The organism is Scytonema millei VB511283, assembly GCF_000817735.3.
GTDB classification, from domain to species: Bacteria; Cyanobacteriota; Cyanobacteriia; order Cyanobacteriales; family Chroococcidiopsidaceae; genus Chroococcidiopsis; species Chroococcidiopsis millei_B.
The window spans coordinates 13,761-31,634 of sequence record NZ_JTJC03000007.1; the positions used below are offsets into that span (position 1 = coordinate 13,761).

Annotated in this window: 16 protein-coding genes; 7 read left to right on the forward strand and 9 right to left on the reverse strand. The window is 46.0% G+C overall.

The features are described 5' to 3' along the window. Positions 1 to 144: 144 nt before the first annotated feature. From QH73_RS21305 to QH73_RS21315, 3 genes are read right to left on the reverse strand one after another with little or no spacing between them, the layout of a single operon-like run. Complete coding sequence (locus tag QH73_RS21305; protein ID WP_039716257.1) at positions 145 to 969, reverse strand: hypothetical protein; 825 nt, start codon at positions 967 to 969, stop codon at positions 145 to 147. Then, positions 954 to 2,039, reverse strand: coding sequence for a hypothetical protein (locus QH73_RS21310; protein ID WP_039716256.1), 1,086 nt, complete (start codon positions 2,037 to 2,039; stop codon positions 954 to 956). The genes QH73_RS21305 and QH73_RS21310 overlap by 16 nt, the downstream gene beginning before the upstream one ends. Continuing rightward, complete coding sequence (locus QH73_RS21315) at positions 2,036 to 3,532, reverse strand: hypothetical protein (protein ID WP_039716255.1); 1,497 nt, start codon at positions 3,530 to 3,532, stop codon at positions 2,036 to 2,038. Before QH73_RS21315 ends, QH73_RS21310 begins: the two co-directional genes overlap by 4 nt. Positions 3,533 to 4,259: 727 nt before the next feature. On the opposite strand from QH73_RS21315, the gene QH73_RS21320 reads away from it, so the two are divergent. The 6 genes from QH73_RS21320 (at position 4,260) to folP (ending at position 12,401) form a co-directional block, all read left to right on the forward strand. Beyond that, complete coding sequence (locus tag QH73_RS21320; RefSeq protein ID WP_165587756.1) at positions 4,260 to 4,415, forward strand: hypothetical protein; 156 nt, start codon at positions 4,260 to 4,262, stop codon at positions 4,413 to 4,415. 256 nt (positions 4,416 to 4,671) lie between these two features. Further along, positions 4,672 to 6,687 carry a cellulose biosynthesis cyclic di-GMP-binding regulatory protein BcsB gene (locus QH73_RS21325; protein WP_132867450.1) on the forward strand — a complete coding sequence of 672 codons (2,016 nt, stop codon included), beginning with the start codon at positions 4,672 to 4,674 and terminating at the stop codon, positions 6,685 to 6,687. Further along, positions 6,684 to 8,981 carry a glycosyltransferase family 2 protein gene (locus tag QH73_RS21330; protein ID WP_039716254.1) on the forward strand — a complete coding sequence of 766 codons (2,298 nt, stop codon included), beginning with the start codon at positions 6,684 to 6,686 and terminating at the stop codon, positions 8,979 to 8,981. Before QH73_RS21325 ends, QH73_RS21330 begins: the two co-directional genes overlap by 4 nt. Before the next feature lie 54 nt (positions 8,982 to 9,035). Beyond that, on the forward strand, positions 9,036 to 10,403 hold the full coding sequence (locus QH73_RS21335; RefSeq protein ID WP_132867452.1) for a hypothetical protein: 1,368 nt from the start codon (positions 9,036 to 9,038) through the stop codon (positions 10,401 to 10,403). A 226-nt stretch (positions 10,404 to 10,629) separates the two neighbouring features. Further along, positions 10,630 to 11,355 carry a triose-phosphate isomerase gene (tpiA, locus tag QH73_RS21340; protein ID WP_132867453.1) on the forward strand — a complete coding sequence of 242 codons (726 nt, stop codon included), beginning with the start codon at positions 10,630 to 10,632 and terminating at the stop codon, positions 11,353 to 11,355. Positions 11,356 to 11,546: 191 nt separating this feature from the next. Beyond that, entirely contained in the window at positions 11,547 to 12,401 is an 855-nt protein-coding gene (folP, locus tag QH73_RS21345) for a dihydropteroate synthase (RefSeq protein WP_039716251.1), read from the forward strand. On the opposite strand, the gene QH73_RS21350 is transcribed toward folP, so the two are convergent. From QH73_RS21350 to QH73_RS21360, 3 genes are read right to left on the reverse strand one after another with little or no spacing between them, the layout of a single operon-like run. Then, complete coding sequence (locus QH73_RS21350) at positions 12,385 to 12,588, reverse strand: hypothetical protein (protein WP_132867454.1); 204 nt, start codon at positions 12,586 to 12,588, stop codon at positions 12,385 to 12,387. The two genes, folP and QH73_RS21350, sit on opposite strands and share 17 nt — an antisense overlap. Then, positions 12,561 to 13,727 (reverse strand): extracellular solute-binding protein, encoded by a 1,167-nt coding sequence (locus QH73_RS21355; RefSeq protein ID WP_039716250.1) that lies wholly within the window; start codon positions 13,725 to 13,727, stop codon positions 12,561 to 12,563. Before QH73_RS21355 ends, QH73_RS21350 begins: the two co-directional genes overlap by 28 nt. 4 nt (positions 13,728 to 13,731) lie before the next feature. Then, the gene (locus tag QH73_RS21360) at positions 13,732 to 14,367 is read right to left on the reverse strand and encodes a phycobiliprotein lyase (protein ID WP_039716249.1); all 636 of its coding nucleotides are present in this window, start codon (positions 14,365 to 14,367) and stop codon (positions 13,732 to 13,734) included. A 436-nt stretch (positions 14,368 to 14,803) separates the two neighbouring features. On the opposite strand from QH73_RS21360, the gene QH73_RS21365 reads away from it, so the two are divergent. Further along, positions 14,804 to 15,175, forward strand: a complete 372-nt coding sequence (locus QH73_RS21365; RefSeq protein WP_039716248.1) for a hypothetical protein — start codon at positions 14,804 to 14,806, stop codon at positions 15,173 to 15,175. 32 nt (positions 15,176 to 15,207) lie between these two features. Here QH73_RS21365 and cobT read toward each other — a convergent pair whose 3' ends face one another. From cobT to surE, 3 genes are all read right to left on the reverse strand, one after another. Continuing rightward, on the reverse strand, positions 15,208 to 16,326 hold the full coding sequence (cobT, locus tag QH73_RS21370; protein ID WP_374189051.1) for a nicotinate mononucleotide-dependent phosphoribosyltransferase CobT: 1,119 nt from the start codon (positions 16,324 to 16,326) through the stop codon (positions 15,208 to 15,210). Between the two features lie 51 nt (positions 16,327 to 16,377). Beyond that, complete coding sequence (locus QH73_RS21375; RefSeq protein ID WP_052290128.1) at positions 16,378 to 17,076, reverse strand: DUF2232 domain-containing protein; 699 nt, start codon at positions 17,074 to 17,076, stop codon at positions 16,378 to 16,380. 72 nt (positions 17,077 to 17,148) lie between these two features. Next, positions 17,149 to 17,829 carry a 5'/3'-nucleotidase SurE gene (gene surE, locus QH73_RS21380; RefSeq protein ID WP_039716245.1) on the reverse strand — a complete coding sequence of 227 codons (681 nt, stop codon included), beginning with the start codon at positions 17,827 to 17,829 and terminating at the stop codon, positions 17,149 to 17,151. Between the last annotated feature and the right edge of the window lie 45 nt (positions 17,830 to 17,874).

Here is a 17,874-nt window from a genome sequence, read left to right on the forward strand (position 1 = left end):
AACTCAAAGTTAAAATAATCTGAATTAGAGGATCGTGTTCGCTAGCTTAATTTCATCAGCGTTTGCTCCACCAGACTTAATTTAACTGTTTGCGGCATCAATACGATAAAGTTTTGACTTTTGACTTTCAACTTTTGACTTTCTTCACGGTGATTTCGGTTCTGTAGGGGGCGCAGGTGTTTCTGATTCTGCCTTTTTCCCAGATCCGAATGTATACCAAATTTGAGCTTCAAAACTGCCACCAAATTCAGTTAAGTTTTTAAAACCACCTACAGACAAAGTTAAATTGTCATTCGCACCCCAACGCATCTGTCCGCCGATTTTGGAAAAATCTTCGTTATCTGATTCTCGCAAGCGGTAAATCCCGTAAAATTGCGTTGCGAGGGCAAACCGACGCAAGATATCGACGCTGAGTTCTCCAGTGAGACGCAACTCATCGCTAGACGCACCGAAATAATCGCGATAGCCGACTTCTACAGTTCCATAACCAAAACGCTGTTTGCCAACTTGAAAACCTCGGCTAACGGGTAAACTCACTTCTACGCCAACATCTTGATTCCCCGCACCGGAGGGATCGTCGTCAGCATCGTAACCTAAAGGCAAGATAATATTAGCTTGTAAGGCTGTTGCCCAGTAGGGATCGCGGTTGAAGCGCCAGCGAATACCAGTTTCTTGAGGTGCAAAGCCTGAATTTTCATCTCCGCCTCTGTCGTCATTTTTCGACCAAGCAAAGGGTGATTTGAAAATAAAGGTCAAATTGTCTTGTAAACCATGTTCTAGATAAAACTGAATTTCTTGTTTGTGAAAAGTGTCGGTATCGAAATTGCTATAGCTGAGGGAAGTGAAGTTGAAGTTTTTTGGTTGAGTAAATCCCCCTGCTAAACTTGGCAATGTGTCTGCGATCGCGCATACTCCGCTGAGTAACACTGTAGCGATCGCTCCTTTGAGGTGCTTTACCCTAAAGCCCATTCTCCCTCCTGTATGACTCCTTTAAAAGTCTTTGCGGCATCTAGGGCATTATAGGGATTATTCTTGTACAAACCGTAGTGCATTAAAGAAAACTTATCTAGTCCCATGTCAGAAACCGTTTTTAACCAACTCGGTTGTGCCATGATCGCAAAGTCTCGCGTCACTGTATCGGCACGACCCCCATTGGGATGAAACTCTTTAATGGAAGGCTCGTAGTGCGACACCATCAAGGATTTGCGGTATTTGGAAAAAACTTCGCAACACTGGCGAATTTGTTCGGGATTACCTGGGTCGGGACGCTGAATTTCTGGGTTAAATTCCCCTGCTGGTCTGGGTCGCATCGATTGAAAGGCAACGCCATCCATTTGCTGCATCATCTGGGCAAAAGGAGGAATCATGCTTCTACCGCTACCCTTACCAGGAAAATCAAACGTCACAATCCATCCACCCCAACTGGGAGCTACCCAAGCACTAGGCAACTGACGTTTAATAACTGCCCTCGCCTGCAAAAGATTTTGCATCAGTTTTTGGTAGTATTTTTCGGTTTGGGAGTTATAGGTATCTGCGGGTTTGCGCCAGTAGGAGAATTCAGTTGCTAGCGTCCAGTAGGTTTGTCTGCCTTTAGGATTGGCTTTGCGAATGTATCCAGCCAATTCTTCCAAGTCTTCTAAGTATTGCTGGGAGATGTGATAGTCTCCCGTAGGTAGTTTAGTATCATCTTCCCAGGTAATGACTTGCAAACTGTAACCAGCAGAAAACCAAGCTGATAGCAACCCTTGACGATGCCAAATTCGCCAGAAACTCAAATCGCCTTGTTTCCCGTTAACACAGTTGAGCCACCCAGTCAGAAAATCGGGCGACCAAGCTTGAACTAGTTCTCGCACGGCGGGGTTTGCTTTAATCTCTCCTATGAGTTGAGCCGGATCTGCTCCAACACCAAGATGCCAACGGGTAGGGTTGCCTGCCTGCAATACTGGCTCTTTGCCAGCAAAACGGCGATCGCAAAATGTTAGCAGCATCGAAGTGGCAAACAAACCTTGCAAATATTGACGACGAGAATAGCGGTTCATGGTGGGCTAAGGCGTTGCAGAAGCTTATAGTGTGGGTTGCCAAATACCTCCTGAAAACCTGGCAGTGTGGTTTCAGTCAGTTGAGGCCAATAAGATAAAATTCGGTCTTGCTCGCTACCGCGAGTCTGCACCCCTGGAATCAAAATATAATCTGTCAGCAAATCTGGCTGTTGTAAAGCCAAGAAAAACTCGTTTTGATAGGGCAAAATAAAGTAGCTAGCATCATTGAGCATGTAAATAACGGGAAAGTTAACGGCATCATCAAGCAATACCTTTTGACCTGGTAAAAGTTTTTCGTGCAATACCTGAGCAATTTGCCTTTGTGCCTGTTTTTGTTGCAGCCATTGTTGTACTGGAATTGTGGTCAAATGTTCTTGACCAGAGATCTGTCGCCAGAAAATAGCTTCTTCTGGTATGACCCGATCTTGTTGTAAGAAAGACACGCCGATCGCTAAATTGGCAGCTAAAGCTGCTGTCAGCAAGGAACGCTGCCAGAATTGAGTTGGGGTTTGGAGTTGGACGATCGCTGGTAGAATTCCTAAAAACACTCCAAAGCGGCTGACCTCTGCCATAAAGGTTCCCTGGAAAAATCCAGCTACTAAAAGCATGACTGGCAATAGCAAAATTGCTGTAAATAACAGCTTTTGTTTCGATTTCCAAATCGTCCAACCCGCGATCGCTAAATATACAGGTACGACTTGTACCAGCCAAGCGAAGCTCTGCCACCAACTATTCAAAAAATCTTCTTGTTGCAAGAAAATTTTAGTTTCTGCTAATCTCATCCCGCTGTAATGGCTGTTGAGAAAATAGTAGGCATCTCCAGTAAACATCCAGTTCATATACAACCACGTCGCAATCAGGACGAGACTCATGAATAGGGTGACTAAGATTGCCGTTACTTTAAAATCCCAAGCTTCGGTAGGAAATAACAGCAGAACGATTAAGGCGACTGCGGGTAAAATTAGCCAAGCTTCGTAACGCAGTAACATTAGGGGCGCTAGCCCCAGTCCTAACAGAACTAAGAGTAAGGTAGTCGGTAGCGATGGTATTTCTTGCCCTTTCGCCAACATCCATAGCACTGCCATCAGCAGCATCAAGAAAATCGTCACGGCAACCCAAACTGGACTTCTCAGTAGCATTAAGCTAAAAGCGGGGTTCAAGACAATTAAGACAGTCCAAACGCTACGCCAAATCGCAGGAACGGCAATATTGCCCATCTGCCAAACAATTAACCCGACTGCGATCGCCCCTAGCAAGGCTTGCAAGGTAATCGCCGAGCCAACAATCAACGTGGAATAGACCAGCAACGGCGGAAAAATGGACACGATCGCCCGATATCGGGGTTCAGCTCCATTGAGGGCTTGCAGTGCTTTTGCTCCCAGAAACTCTGTGTCGTAGTTAGAAAAGCCGCTCATATCCAGCCAAGCTAAAATCAGACCCAGCCCGATCAGCGCGATTGCCCCTGCACTTAGCCCTTTCACAAGATTAGGCATGTCGGAATTGACCAAAATAGTTCATTTATTTACGTTAATCGGTCGCGGCTGTCTCGCGTCCAATTCATTTAACCGTGCTAATGAAACTACTGGTTCTTGTTGCAACTTGTGAAGCGAGTGGAAGGCAGGAGAGACGCAATCGGAGCAGCCTGCTACTTACCTCTCATTCCCAGCGATCGGATTGGAAATTCTGGTGGCAGGACTCAGACCTTCCCTTCTCATGATTTCCCTGTTCGTGCAGGAGGCAGCAGGATCGATCCATCTGCTATTGACTTGCCACCTACTTTTTTCTCGATATACTCGATCTAACTGTTGCCATTTGCTCCAGCTTGCATGTATTAAGTAGTTATGTTTTTTCATATGCTGCACGTTCATGCATATACTCTACGTATATATGGACTCAGGCAAAACTTCTAACTAGAAACTTCTAACTAGAAATGCGACATAATTTGTTGCTCGTACCTTTGAGTCACTGTTTGTATTTATACCATAACCCGAGTAGTTATTTATACTCTGTCGAGCGAATATTTGTAGCTTGATATAGGCTAAAGGTGAAACGGTCGCTCGGTCTTAAAACTTGAAAACTGGAAACAAAATCGGAACTATAATTGTCAGTGATGTTTTTACAATCAACCAATTAAAAGTTATATAGCAATCTACCTTGTTATCTCAATCTATGTTGCCTGTTAGATTTTGACAAGCAGGAGTCAGGAGTCAGAAGAATTAATTGAAAACTTGGTTAGACAAACCCACAGATAGACAAACCCATATTTATGCAGACCCACAGCCTACGCTCAGATATTATGCGTACCCTGTCGTACAAATTCCAGGAAGGCGATCGCTCGGTCGAGGCAAACGCAGTGAGATTGTTATATTTGGGTAGTTGCTTTGACTGCCTATTTATTATTTAATAGCTGAATTGCTTGTTACTCGGTTGCAAACCCATATTATAAGCCACTTGTCCAACTTATTAGAATTATTTTTATATAACTTTATGTCGATTGAGACAAGCCATTATGAGTAGTGTTTCTTAACTGGTAAAACATACAAAAAATCAACAGGCGATCGTGCCAACCGATCGAAAATTAGCGAAAATAAAAAATTTTGTGAGAGATTGTGCGACCGATAGGAGAAAAGTCTTGAATAGGAAAAATAGCCGCACGGCGATCGAATTAGGGCTAAGCGCGCTCGCGCCTTTGTGCTTGTGTATGGGAGTTGCTCCTGCCGTGCTAGCCCAATCAGCAGAAGTCATCTCCCTAAAAACGCTCGGTTATAATCGTTCAATCGTCCTGAGCGGAGTAAATCCAGAAGTTGAAATTAGCGTTCCCGCGCCCAGAGGTGGACTTGACCCTAGTAAGAGTTTCATGGAGCTAAAGCTGGAACCCTCATCGGTACTCAATGAGAATTCTTCCGTGCGGTTGCTCGTCTATGGCGAACCGATGAAGGTCGTTTCTGTCAAATCGCTGCTAGCAAATCCGGTTGTCAAACTACCCATACCGTCTCTGCCTGCGGGAGAGTCGTATATTAATGTATCGATCCAGCCCTATTTATTCATCACCAACGATACTCGCCGAGACATACCTACAGGTAACTTATTTTTAAAAGTCAATAAAGATAGTTTTTTCCAAATTACGCCACAGTATACCGATAATAGTATTGATGGCTTCTTCAAGTCTTTCTACAAACAAATCGATCTCGTCGTTCCCAACCAGCTGAATCGCGATCGCGCCGAAGTTGCCTTGTGGCTGTACAGCGTCTTAGCCTACCAGTTTCGCGAATATCAAATTCCGATCTTTTGGCGTTGGGGTACAGCTCCTGCTACGCCTGGGTCAGCGCAAGTTGTGTTACACAACGACCCCAACGGTCCCGATGTCGAACGACGGGGTTCGGTATTGCGGGTGCGGGCAAATCCCAGAGCCGTACAGTCTCTAGCCGCAGACTTTTATCAGCCAGCTTTAGTAGGGCGGGGATTAACGCTAGAGAGCGTCGATACCTTTAGACCGAGAACCAATATCCAAAGCCGTTCGTTTCAAGAACTTGGCGTTCGCAACAGCGTCATCCGCATGTCTGCGGGAACGCAATCAATGCCCTTGCAATTCGACTTAGCTCAACTGGGGGGAAGACCGCAAAATTTAGATCTCGTCTTGAATGCCACGTTTACCCCTACCTACGGACAGCAGGGAGAGCGCCTCACCGCGCAAGTTTATCTTAACAATACCTTAATCCAGTCTTACAATCTTCAAGATAAGACCGTTCTGAAAACAACTTTGGCTTTGCCGACTAACCTACTACAGCGGACGAATAATCTAGAAGTGATGTTTGCCTACGCTCCCAACGAAGGAGGTGGAGCAAACAAACCCACGGGTGAAGTGATCGTTCAACTCGATCGGGAATCGTTTTTGAGTTGGAGTGGCTACCAAGGTCCGACAGGGACTTTAAGCGATTTACCCCACGTCTTTTTGCAACCGGGGCAGTTAGTGATCGATACTTCTAGACCCTCATTACTAGCCGCAACAGCTTATATGTTGGGGGCGATTAGTCGCTTAGGACAGCAACCAGTGTTTCCCCAACTGGTAGATGCGGCATCAGTTCAAGATTGGTCGAATTTACCCAAAGATCAACTCGACCGACCTCCAACGTGGAGACTCATGGCGATCGCGCCTCAAACTCACGCTCTCCCAGCACCAGTAAGGCTGAATGAAGGCACGTTTGAAATTTTCAATCCCGTCAATCAAAAACTGTTACTGCAAGCTCAACCTACAGATCCGTTTGGAATTCTGCAATATTTTAACTATCAAAATACACCGACCCTGTGGTTGAGTTGGTGGGGGCTAGAGCCAGCGATGGCAGAACAGTTAGGACAAGCTTTAGGCGACCCGCGCACTTTGTTAGCCAGCCAGTTAGATGGTAACGTTGTCACCGCCACCGACTCGCGACGAGTTCAAATTTGGGATTTGGGCGATCGCACTCTGCAAGTTAACTACCCAGGGGCGAGAAGCTGGCAAATTTTCTGGCAGCGTTACGTCAACCCTTTAATTGTAGTCGGTTTGATCTTGGGGGGATTCGTGGCTTGGCGAATTTATCAGCGCGTTGGGCGATCGCCTGGTACTACAGCTACAGCCGCTAACCCAGTTGAAAAAGCTAAAAAACTATGAGGGATTTTCAACCCCAAATTGAGGCTAAACTTCTAGAGTCGGGTTGTCTGACCTCGGAACAATTACAAGAGGCGATCGATTTACAAGCAAAAATTTCTTGTTCTTTAGGTAAAGCCTTATGGAGCTTGAATTTTCTGACACAGGCAGAGTTTTTGCACCTGATCGGCACTATTAGCGGACACATCTTACTAACAGATTGGTTAGTCGTCTCTGGCAGCGTCCTAGACTTTAGCATTGCCAAAACTTTTGAGCCAGCTTACTTGCGGGAGTTAGGTTTTTTTCCCTGCGCTTGGCAAGACAGCAATACTCTGGTTGTAGCCGTAGAAGAACCGAATAATATTGCGATTAGGCAAGCAATTCGCAGCCATTGGTCGCAGGTCAAAATTTACGAAGTTCTCGCCACCGAAAACCAAATTTTCAGCTTGGTATTTGAGGAAAACCTGGCTGCGGAACTACTCGACAAGGGTAGATTGACGGTAGCGCAATGGCAGGAAGCCCAAGCAATTCAACAGCGTACCGGATCGCCATTGGGAGAAATTTTACCGCGCTTGAATTATTTGCGACCAATTGACTATGTAGAAGTCCTTTCTCTACTAACAGGTTTGAGCATTTTTTCTCGCTTAGCCGGGGCGGGAATTAGGCAAATCGACTTAAAACTCATGCAACGTTTTGACCCACAAGTGATGATGGGCGATCGCTTCATTCCCTTGGCTTGGGTGAAGCCGCACGCTCTCATGGTTTTGGTACAAGACCCCTTCGATCTGGTTGTAGAAGCTGCGATCTACGCTCAATTTCCCGGGGTGGAACTGGTTAAAGTGTTGGGGACGGAAAACGATATCACGCGAATGCTCGATACCTGTTATCGTCAAGAATTCAGCCGCCGTGCCATTTACCAACTGATGGCGCGATCGCCTAAAGACTCTGCGGCAAGGGTTTTTACCCCCGCTCAAATTGCTGTTGGCTATATCTTATTTGCCATAGTTTTATGGGGTTTGGCGTTTGACTGGTGGCATACGCTAGCATTTTTAATCGCCGCCTTGAATATTTTCTTTGGCGGTGCGGTGATGTTCAAATTGATTTTGAGTTTAATTGGAGCCGCCGATCGCACTCACCAAATTACTAAAGTAGAAGTGAATTCGATCGACGAGCAAACTTTGCCAACTTATACTGTTTTAGTCCCAGTTTATAACGAACCAGAGGTGACACCAATTTTAATTGATGCCCTCAGTAAACTCGACTATCCGCATGAAAAGCTCGATGTTCTACTCTTGTTAGAAGAAAAGGATTTAGCCACAATTAACGCCGCCCAAGCTGCTAACCCGCCACGTTATATTCGCTTTATTTACATTCCCGACAGCCATCCAAAAACCAAGCCGAAAGCTTGCAATTACGGTCTTTCCTTTGCCAGAGGAGAATATTTAACTATTTACGATGCTGAAGATATTCCCGATCCCGACCAACTAAAAAAAGCAATTTATGCCTTTAGAAATGGTTCGCCGGATTTAGTTTGCGTTCAAGCCGCGCTCAATTACTACAACCGCGACGAAAATTTTTTGACGCGGATGTTTACCTTAGAATATTCCTATTGGTTTGACTATCTATTACCAGGATTAGAAACTTTAGGGCTACCGATCCCGCTGGGGGGAACGAGCAATCATTTTCGTACCGATCGCCTGCGAGAATTAGGCGGTTGGGACCCTTTCAACGTCACCGAAGATGCAGATTTAGGAATTCGCGCCAGCAAGCGAGGATATACGGTAGGGGTGATTAACTCCACGACTTATGAGGAAGCTAACTGCGAATTTAAAAACTGGGTTCGGCAGCGATCGCGCTGGATTAAAGGCTACATGCAAACATGGTTAGTCCACAATCGCGCCCCCCTTAAATCGCTACGGAAACTAGGCTTAAAAAGCTGGCTTGCCTACCAATTTTTAATTGGAGGCACGGTGCTGATTTTTCTAATCAGTCCGATCTTGTGGGTGTTATTGATCTATTGGCTTGCCACCCGCGCTTATTGGTTAGAAAATTTAATTCCTGGATGGGTTTTATATATTTCTTTATTCAATCTTAGTATTAGCAATGCTTTAGGTATATATTTGAATATGATTGCAGTATTTCGGCGACGCTACTATAAACTTTTATTGTATGCGTTGCTCAATCCTTTATATTGGCAGTTCCATTCCATAGCCGCTTATCTGGCTTTATGGCAATTGTTCGCCAAACCTTATTATTGGGAAAAAACTATTCATGGACTTAGTAAATTTACCAAAACATATTTACAATTCTCCGAGTAATCGGCTCGCCCAATCGTTGCAAAAATCAGAGGAAGGCGATCGCGCTAGCGGACTATGATAAAAAGCAAAAATAATAAAATTGGGTTAAATCAAAGTCGGGAGTCGGGAGTCGGGAGTCGGGAGTTGCTAGAAAGAAATAGGAAAGAGGATGATTCTAAATCTTCCTTGTCTCCCTTGTCTTCATATCTCCCGCTTTTAGCGTGGATAGTTATACCCCTACTAACAATACTTTCAGGTTGTGCTTTCCAGTCTCCTGAAGTTGTTACCAACAATACGAAAACAGTAGAAGACATTACCCAAACTGCTACGTCAACCACTGCTGCTATCCCCAGGACGGTGAAGACAACTCCAGTAGATGAGCAAGTCCTCCAGCAGCTAGAAGAGCGACTTTACCAACAGTTGCAAGTGCTGATGGCGAAAGCACAAGGAGCGCGACCTGATGGCTATGTCTATACGGTAGACTTGAGCCAAATCCTTTACTACGCAGCTGGAAAAAAAGACTCTAGACTGTATCTTCCCTTGCGGGATTTTGCCACTCGTAACTTGGTGATCGATAAAAAATCAGATCCTTACACCAAAGGATTTGTGCTTTGGCGTTATCGCGATGGTGCGCCTGCTGATGCATCAGGGACGACAGAAGCTTTACGCTTGGCAGAAAGTTTGTGGCTGGGTAGCCAAACGTTAGGAGATGAAACAGATCGCCAACGGGCAATGTCGATTTTGCAAGGATATACCCGTCACGCTCAAATAGACCACGACAAATGGTTAATTCGCAACTATTTTAACTTGCAAACCCGTGCCTTTGCCAATAACTCCTTTCTCGTCGGCTACGACCCAGATTTATTGAAAATTGTCGCTCAAGTAACGGGCGATCGCACTTTAAAGTCAGTGGCGCAAAAATCTTACGCCACAATTCGCGAAGCAGCAACCCCTTCAGGATTGTTGTATGACATCATTCAACCAGAAGTGTTGACCCTAGTACCAGAACTCAAACAACTAGCGATTTTCTCTCCCAATGATGTCGTAAAGCTAGCTAATACCTGCACTGTAGCAGAGAGAGCCGTGGAGGAAGCGCCGGAAGTCGGACAACGAGTTATCCGCTTTGCCTTAGCACGAATGCCCAATCTGAATACATATTATTATGGGCGCAACGGAGAACCAGTCATTCCACAAAGGGCGGAAATTCCTACATACGCTTGCTTGGTTAGATTATCAGCAAAATTGAAGGAAGAAAAAGCCATGTATGCATTCCTCAATCCGTTTGTCAACCATGCAGAGTTTATGGCACAAAACATCAATCAGTTTAGCCTTTATACCGTAGGTGAAGCGCTATTAGCTCTCCAGTCAGTCTCTCAGTTCAACCCGCCCGGAAGTCGCGATCGGCTCCAAAGTACGAGCGTTTCTATGAGAGATAGGGTATAGGGAAGGACAAGGAGGACAAGGGAGACAAGGAGGACAAGGAAACAGGGAAGCAGGGAAGCAGAGGGGCTTCAGGCGTAGAGGAGCAACTACCAACTACCAACTACCAATTCCCTACACCCCACACCCCACACCCTACACCCTGTTCGCTGATAACTGGTCACTGGTCACTGGTCACTGTAAACTGGTGTAAACGATTTGTAGTGTCATTAGGAAAGATCGATCGCCCGTGCGGAAAATAGTTATTGCTGGCAACTGGAAAATGTTCAAGACCCAGGCAGAATCCCAAGAGTTTTTACTAGGATTTTTGCCGTACCTGGTGGAAACTCCTCCAGAAAGAGAAGTGGTGTTGTGCGTTCCTTTTACGGACCTAAGCATCATGTCGAAAAATATGCACGGTACGAGAGTACAGCTAGGAGCGCAAAACGTTCATTGGGAAGCGTCAGGGGCTTATACGGGTGAAATCTCTGCTCCCATGCTGCTAGAAGTTGGCGTGCGTTATGTTGTTATCGGACATAGCGAACGACGGCAATTTTTTGGCGAAACCGATGAAACGGTAAATTTACGGCTGAAAGCGGCTCAAAGTTTCGGTCTGACCCCAATTTTATGTGTGGGTGAATCGAAGCAACAACGGGATGCGGGAGAAACTGAATCTCTGATCTCTATGCAGTTGCAAAAAGATTTGGTAGATATTGACCAGCACAATTTGGTCATTGCTTACGAACCAATTTGGGCAATTGGTACGGGGGATACTTGTGAAGCCAAGGAAGCCAATCGCGTTATCGGTTTGATTCGCAGTCAGTTGAGCAATCCTGATGTACCGATTCAATATGGTGGTTCTGTGAAACCCAACAACATCGACGAAATTATGGCACAGCCAGAAATTGATGGTGCTTTGGTAGGGGGTGCGAGTTTAGAGCCAGATGGTTTTGCGCGGATTGTCAATTACAATTAGTGTCGTATCGTAGGGGCGGGTTTTTTGAGGATGACTGTACGATAAACAAACATTTTTGCGGTTAAACCCGCCCTAACCTAAAGTTTGGGTTGTAATTGACCAGATTAATGTCACGCAAAGACGCAAAGGCGCGAAGATAGGAAGGGTTTCCGTGGTTTGTAGGGGCGTTCCTCAAAAATTTTTCAGCGAAAATGGTTGTTCACAATTCTTTGGTGATTCGCGATCGCACTTTTGAGTGGGGCAAACGTACCTATATTATGGGGGTGCTGAATGTCACGCCTGATAGTTTTAGCGATGGGGGTGAGTTTAATAACCCCAGCGACGCTTTGGAGCAAGCGCAGCGTCTCGTAGTTGCGGGTGCAGATATTATTGATATTGGCGGGCAGTCAACCCGTCCGGGGGCGGTAGAAGTGCCTGTAGCCGAAGAATTAGAGCGGGTACTATCGGTAGTGCAATTGTTGCGTCCTGCGATTTCCGTGCCGATCTCTGTAGATACGACTAGAGCGGCTGTAGCTAGGGCGGCGATCGCCTCGGGAGCAGATATAGTTAACGATATTTCTGGGGGAGTGTTTGACCCCGAAATGCTGGCTACGGTGGCAAAACTGGGCGTACCAATTGTACTCATGCACATGCGCGGTACGCCGCAAACAATGCAACAACTGACGGATTACGAGGATTTGATTGAGGAGATCTATCAGTTTCTTGAAAGTCGCGTGGCAAAGGCGATCGCCTCTGGAATAAACTCAGATCGAATTATTATCGATCCTGGGATTGGTTTTGCCAAGAAATACCATCAAAGTATCGAAATTCTGCGTCGTCTATCAGAATTTCGCGCTCTCAATTGCCCCATATTAGTCGGAGCATCGCGTAAAAGTTTCATCGGTCATATTTTAGAGCAACCCGACCCAAAAGCACGAGTCTGGGGAACGGCAGCAGCTTGTTGCGGGGCGATCGCCAATGGTGCAGATATTGTGCGCGTCCACGATGTCAAAGAAATGCATGATGTTTGTCGTGTGGCTGATGCTTTGTTTAGGAGTGAGCAGTGACTAGTGGCTGGTGGCTAGAACTGCTCCCCTGCACCTGAAGCTCTCTTCCCCGACTCCCGACTCCTGTACGGGCGGGTTTAGCAAACATTTTGACTGCTAGAACTAGACATTTCGGCTCAAAACCCGCCCCTACCGACTCCCGACTTTTGATTTTTGACTTTACGACTTCTGCCTCATTTCTCGCCACAAAGCTTGATACTGCTGAATTGCTTCTGGAGTTAGGGGGCGTAAAAAGTCGCTCTTGTCCAGAATATTTTCATTTGGGACTAAAAGAGGGCGAAGTTCTGGTTGAATATTGTCGGGATCGATCTGGGGGGGAATCGGTGAGTTTGTCTTACCTAAGAGGAGAATTTGTCGAGCGATCTGGGGTTGCCAGCAAAAATCAATCCATTGGTATTCTAAAGCGCGATCGCTGTTTGCCTGTATCGGATTTACCCAGAGATCTGCCCACAGTGAAGTTCCAGACTGCGGAACGATCGCCGCAATCTGACGGTGGCGTTGCATCACAGGTATGATGTCGTTTGACCAGCCTACTGCTAACCACGTATCTCCCAAAATTAATGGCTGCAAATAAGTATCTGAACTGTAAAGTTTGACCTGCGGCTGGAGGCGATTCAACTGGGCGGTTAAATCTGGGACTTGGCTCGGGTTTTCCGTGTTGTAAGATTTGCCCAGGTATTTAAGCGTTAAGCCGATGACTTCGCGGGGATGGTTTGGGAGGGAGATGCGATCGCGCAGTTCTTCTCGCCATAAATCGCCCCAGTCTTGCGGTTTCCAGTTTAAAGACTGGAATTTATCTCGATTGTAAGCAATGACAGTATAACCCCAACGGTAGGGAGCAGCCCAAACATTGCCTTTTGCGTCAAATTGTCCTGCTTTGTTGCGCCTAACTAATTCTTGCCATCGATTCGGTAGCTGCGACCATTGAGATAGTTGTGCCGGATCTAGGGGTTGAATTAGATTTTGTCTAATTGCTGCTGCAAGCCAGTAGTCGCCCACAGTGACTAAGTTAGCTGGGTTGGGATTTTGCGGTTTGAGCCATGAAGGTAGGGGAAGTTGCGATCGCCAATCTTCCTCTATTGGCTTTTGGCTGTTTTGTTGCCAAGCCTGCAAGCGATCGAATAGGCTACTCAGTTGTTCCACTGAGGCGAATTCTAGACTAGCAGTCTGTTGCATCTTTGTCCGAAATTTCTGTAAAACTTGATTGGGAAGCGAACCTTTGAGTAATTGCACGCGCAGTTTGGCTCGTTCTTGGGTGTTACACCCTGCGAGTAACTGACTGAGTAATAGCGTTCCCGTACCGAATAAAAACGACCTACGATCCATTTCCTTAAGCTGGTTGCTTCCGTTCCACCCCGAAACCAACCAAATCGATAATACTAGGTGGTTCTTCTATATTGGCAGGGCGTTGGTAGGTAATGATGGTACGCAAGCGTAAATCGGGGGTGACAATGCGCATCTGATCCACTGCTACAGAACGCTTGTAGTAGGTTGTCATTTCTAGAGTTTGGCGCGTGGGTTGGTAAGTGAAACGTCCGGCGATCGCCCCTGCTTCGGAATAGCCTTCATCTCGTAAATAAAAACCCCGAATCGTTTCTGCTGTCGAATCAACTGCGGCGGCTGTTGGTGGCGGAATTTCCTGAATTACCGTATCTGAGGTAACGCAGGTATCGGGTACGAATAAAGCTTGCAGGCTCATTGATAGAGTTTCCCCTGTTTCCGAACGAGTGTTAAAGGCGATCGCAAATCCTGGTAATGAACTATTTGCGTCAACTCTTGCTAAATCGACTTTAATTCCATTTAAGGCAGAAATAGAGAGAATTTGCTGTTTTTGCGCTATTTCTAGAGTAGATACATCATATTCGGTATACGACTTTTCTACCTGCCCTGCCAGTAGATAATGATAAGTTCGTTCGATTTTCCATTTACCCACGCAAACAGTAAAAAATTCTTGAAAATTTAGCATTTTTTTCTCAGTATAATGCGTTACGTTCTCAATATCTTCCCTTGGATAGAAGACTTATGCTTGTGGCTAAACTAAAACTTCTAAGTTAATACATTGAGTACATTGATTGCTGTGACTGCTCTAGATGAATTGTGAATTTTTTCTTGGTCGATTAAATAGATTGCTACCTGGAATATTGACAATTTGAGGCTGAAATTGAGAAAAATGTAGCATTACAGCGATCGCCCTCCTTAAATCCTCTTTTATGCTTAAACTAAATACATATTAGCGAGAATAACACTACCAATTAGTATTTACTTTTATGTAAATATTCTGAGAAAGCTATCGCTTTAAAAGCAATTTTGTCAAAAGTTAAATGATTGATAAGTAGAGTAAACTTTGCCCAATTGTTGCATAGCATATAAGAATCAGTAAAGGCAGGCATAGAGGGTATTCAATGGAACCACTTCAAAAACAAGTCCTGATCTTGAGTAATAAAGTCGATACCCTTTATCAGGTAGTCGATCAACTCAACAGTCAAGTCTCTTCCGCGCTCACAGAGTGTCGTTTAACTCCAACATCAGCGCCAACAGATGTGATGGGAGAAGCTAACGGACGCTATGGAAATAATAGCTATAGCGCTTCCAGATCGGTGATGGAACACAAAGACGTGCTATTAGATAGCAACGAGTTAGATACCCATCTCCACAGTGGCGAAAAGGAATTAGCGCCCGAAATTCAAATTCAGCGGCTCACAGCACAACTAACCGCAGCCTACAATCGGATAGCTGCCTTAGAGGAGCAATTGCTAGCACGGAGAATTCACTAATTGGTTGACAGTTAACAGTTAACCGTCAACTGTCAACCAATGTTATAGTTCATTCTTGCCATCAATGCTTCGATCGCTTGTAGGAGTTGAGTTTGGTTCCAGCCAGCAGTGAGGGAGGAGGCGATCGCGCAACCACCTGCGCCCATACCTTCTTTTACGTAACCTTGCTCGTAAGCGCGAAGTTGAGTATATCTGGAAGTTGCAAAACTAAGCTCAGTTGACAAAAGCGTTACAGTATCTATACTGGCAGCGAGTTCAACTGTTTTCCCCGTCGGATCTTCCGCTACCCAGCGAGTCGTTCCTACAACAACAGCTTCGGGATGCCAATTAATATGGTACGCCTTGACTACAGATTGCATTAAGGCATAAACAGCTAGCATTTGCGTACCACCAGCCAAGATAACCCCTTTTGTGCGACTAGCAGCGATCGCTATTCCAGCGACAACAATTTGCATCGGGTCTCCCACCGCTGCTACGAGTATGGCAGGATCTGCTACAGGTATCTGTTCCCACAGTCCAGCACGCTGCAACCCTGCTTGGACTAACTCCCATTTTTGGGTATGGTTGCAAATCGGATGGCTGCTGTTTACCTTACCAACAGCATCAACACCCAAACCAGTTAAAATAGCGAGTGCAGTTGTGGTTCCACCCACGACACACTCGCCAATAATTAAGTAGTCGTGGGAACTCTTACCAAGACGTTCTCCCCAAACTAAACCTTGTTCCAGTAAATGTTTTACCGTTGCTAGTGGCAATGCATCCCCTTGACTCAAACACTTAGCAGGAGTCCCGCCCAAATTGATTGTCGGTACGGTTGGCGGTTGGGGCAACCCAGCATTAAATAAATAGAGAGGAATATTCAATTCCTCCACAACAGCACGAGAGATCGCCACAGGAGAAGCCCCCGCAGGCAAGGGAGGTAAGGCATTCTGCGGCTGAGGTTGGGGACCGCTTGCTAAAAATTCAGCATCCGCGATCGCCGTATATTGTCGATCTTCAGGAGTCAGACCAGCGGCGGAGATCCCGGGAATTAAGCCTGTCGCCGTAAACCCCAAAACACAAGCAAACGCGGGAGAACCACCCCGATATCGTTCTATCCACGCTTGCCCTTGTTTTAATTGGGTGTAAATTCGGATTGCCACAGTTATCACAGTTATCAGGGAGCAGGGAGCAGTTAATTCTGACTTACGACTTACGACTTATTACTCATAGTCCATTAAAACCTGTACCCAGCGGGGCGGACGGGGAATTGGGTTGCCAAGGCGATCGAGGAGTAACCAAGCCACGAGGTGAACGACAAATAAATAAACTAAATTGCTGACTAAAACTAGTGCTAGCGCTAAGACTTGAATCACCAGCATACTTGGTTGTAGCAACAGTCCCAGCTTGTCAAAGATCCACTCTGCCAACTCCGTGACTTCTACAATCAGATAAACCCAGAGATCGCGACCCGACCAAATTGACATTAACCAAAAGCGAAAGAAGAAACCGATCGCGCCTAAAAGAGTTCCTAAAGCAACTGAGACAATCCAGGGCGATTGCCGCCGCCAAGCAGCACCTAATAATACTCCCATCACCCCATAGGGCATAACATACAGCAAACTGGGAATTGGACCCATCAACACTGCTAGCAGCAACCCAGAAACTCCAGCCGCCATCCATCCCGCCCGCGCACTCCATCGTAAATAGACGATCGCTACAGGGATCGCAAAGAAAATTCGTAGCAGGGGACCGAGGGGAAAATAAAAATTAATGAAATAGATCAAGCTGGCTGTACTAGCCAGAAAAGCTGTTTCCACCATTGCTAGCGGTGGGGCAGATTTCCCGGGCGATCGCTCCGATTGCTGTGAAGTCGTAAGATCGCTAGATGGATTTTCCTGAAATGAATGGGGATCGCTCATGTACCTGTCTGAAACTTCTTCCAGTCTAATCGGTGGAATGGTAATGGGTTCAGTCTTAAGTGGATAAAACTCTTAAAGCCTCAATAGAGTTACGGCGATTTTGCCGGAAAAACAAACATCGACATCTGTACCAGGAGCGCGATCGCGCTGGGCATATTCCCCGGCATAATAAAAGTTATCTCCTTCGATCCGATAATTGACTGGCAAGGGTTGAGTTGAAGGTTCGCAAAACACGACTTCTGGATCGGGATCTCCTGGTAGCAAGTGCGGTAAATTCACGTTCCAAAACGTGCCTGGTTCTGGCGGACGATGCAGTAAATCGGCTAATACTTTCGCCGTCCATCTTGCCGCAGTGTCCCAATCTACATTGCGTTTGCCTTTGCGGTAGTGGGAAACTGCCACCCCAGGAATTCCTTGAAATGCTGCTTCCCTAACGGCTGCGACAGTTCCAGAAATGTAGACGTCAGCCCCCATGTTACCCCCAGCGTTGATCCCAGAAAGCACAAACTTGACATCTTGACAGATATATGTAGTGGCTATGCGGGTACAATCGGCTGGAGTTCCGGCGATCGCATACTCGGTTTCACTGCGACGATGGACGTGGATTGCTTGAGTTGTGGTGACTTGATGCCCGCAACCAGATAGATGATCTCTAGGTGCAGCTACGATAACTTTGTAACCAGTTACAGCTTTCTGCAACGCCCGAATTCCTGGCGCGTCGATTCCATCATCGTTCGTTAAAATTAAAGTCATAGCTTAAAGTCATAATTTATACTTTTTTCGCGGATAATAGCCAGC

Coding starts and splice junctions, on each gene's coding strand:
- QH73_RS21305 (WP_039716257.1), bottom strand. CDS start 969: ATGGGCTTTAGGGTAAAGCACCTCAAAGGAGCGATCGCTACAGTGTTA.
- surE (WP_039716245.1), bottom strand. CDS start 17,829: ATGACTTTAATTTTAACGAACGATGATGGAATCGACGCGCCAGGAATT.
- QH73_RS21355 (WP_039716250.1), bottom strand. CDS start 13,727: ATGGATCGTAGGTCGTTTTTATTCGGTACGGGAACGCTATTACTCAGT.
- folP (WP_039716251.1), top strand. CDS start 11,547: ATGGTTGTTCACAATTCTTTGGTGATTCGCGATCGCACTTTTGAGTGG.
- QH73_RS21335 (WP_132867452.1), top strand. CDS start 9,036: ATGATAAAAAGCAAAAATAATAAAATTGGGTTAAATCAAAGTCGGGAG.
- QH73_RS21360 (WP_039716249.1), bottom strand. CDS start 14,367: ATGCTAAATTTTCAAGAATTTTTTACTGTTTGCGTGGGTAAATGGAAA.
- QH73_RS21330 (WP_039716254.1), top strand. CDS start 6,684: ATGAGGGATTTTCAACCCCAAATTGAGGCTAAACTTCTAGAGTCGGGT.
- QH73_RS21375 (WP_052290128.1), bottom strand. CDS start 17,076: ATGAGCGATCCCCATTCATTTCAGGAAAATCCATCTAGCGATCTTACG.
- QH73_RS21365 (WP_039716248.1), top strand. CDS start 14,804: ATGGAACCACTTCAAAAACAAGTCCTGATCTTGAGTAATAAAGTCGAT.
- QH73_RS21310 (WP_039716256.1), bottom strand. CDS start 2,039: ATGAACCGCTATTCTCGTCGTCAATATTTGCAAGGTTTGTTTGCCACT.
- QH73_RS21315 (WP_039716255.1), bottom strand. CDS start 3,532: ATGCCTAATCTTGTGAAAGGGCTAAGTGCAGGGGCAATCGCGCTGATC.